A 1,154-nucleotide genomic window follows, 5' to 3' on the forward strand; every position below is an offset into this window, starting at 1 on the left:
GGCCTGGGCTTGGCCACGACCACCAGGCTGGGCTGCGCGGTATGCGCCGCGCCTAGGTGCGCGGTGATCCGTACCAGGCCCGGGCCGTAGAACAGCACGGCCTTGGTCAGGCTGTCGACGCGGAACTGCACACCCTCCGCGACACGCCGCCAGTGGAAGCCGTCCGCCGGCCCGTCCATTGGCAGCGCGCGCAACTGCCCCGCGGCATCGAGCGCGGAGGGCAGCAGCGCCGCGTTCGTCGCGGCACTGGCGGCACTCGCTGCGGTAGCCAGCGGGCCGGCCGAGGCCAGCGCCATCAGCCCGAACACATCGCGGCGTCTCATGTCAGTGCGTCCTCCTTGGCGTGGGCGGGCGTGAACGCGCGCGTCCTCACGGCGCCGGCTCCAGGATCACGGCGGCGCCGCCGGCCGCGGCCAGCGACAGCGTCAGCACATCGGCGTTCGTCACGCTGCGCGTGCTGCGACGGACCTCGCGCACGACCTCGCCGTCCTGCCAGATCGTCGCGCGCCACCGGCCGGGTGGCAGGAAGCGGAGCGGGACCTTTTCAGTGCGGGCGCGTTCCGACGTCATCGCGCCGAGGTACCAGGCCTTGCCGCTGCGCCGCGCCAGCACGATGTCCTCGCCGGGCTCGCCGGCGAGGAAGCGGGTCTCGTCCCAGGCCGCCGGCACGCGGCGCACGAAGTCGAAGCCGGTCTCGCCGCGGTAGTTGGACGGGTCGTCGGAGACCATCTGCAGCGGGCTGTCGTAGACCACGTACATGGCCAGCGCCTGACCGCGGGTCGTCTGCGTCAGCGGCATCGAGCGCGCACCTCGAAGTCCCCCGGCGTGGCGTTGCGGAAGCCGCCGGGCGTGTAGTCCATCGGGCCGGCCAGCATCCGGGTGTAGGGCAGCATCAGGTTGTGCCGCGGCGTGATGCGCCGGTCCATCTTGTTCCACTCCGCGCCCAGCACGCCTTCCTGGGTGATGAAGTTGGGATAGGTCCGCTGCAGCCCGGCGGGCACGTAGGCGCCGTGCAGGTCCAGCAGCAGATGGCGTTTGGCGGTGGCTTCGGCCACGCGCTGGTAGAAGGCGACCATGTCCTGGTCGTCCCGGTTCATGAAGTCGACCTTGATGCCCTTGATGCCCCAGCGCGCGTAGGTGTCCAGCACCTCGTC

Annotated in this window: 3 protein-coding genes; all 3 read right to left on the bottom strand. The window is 71.5% G+C overall.

Going from position 1 to position 1,154, the window contains the following annotated elements; all coding sequences use genetic code 11:
• Window positions 1–323, bottom strand: a 323-nt coding sequence (locus FUT87_RS26400) for a hypothetical protein (protein WP_222617182.1), incomplete at its 3' end; no start/stop codon positions are given.
• Between the two features lie 46 nt (window positions 324–369).
• A complete protein-coding gene (locus FUT87_RS30105) occupies window positions 370–798 on the bottom strand; it encodes a glycoside hydrolase family 97 C-terminal domain-containing protein (RefSeq protein ID WP_222617305.1) in 429 nt (142 codons plus the stop codon).
• Window positions 789–1,154: glycoside hydrolase family 97 catalytic domain-containing protein (locus FUT87_RS30110; protein WP_222617306.1), on the bottom strand; the 366-nt coding region annotated here is incomplete at its 5' end. The genes FUT87_RS30105 and FUT87_RS30110, both read right to left, overlap by 10 nt.

The organism is Mitsuaria sp. TWR114, assembly GCF_007997345.1.

Bases quoted from the DNA above. Each gene is read 5' to 3' on its own strand.
- FUT87_RS30105 (WP_222617305.1), bottom strand. From the start codon at position 798: ATGCCGCTGACGCAGACGACCCGCGGTCAGGCGCTGGCCATGTACGTG.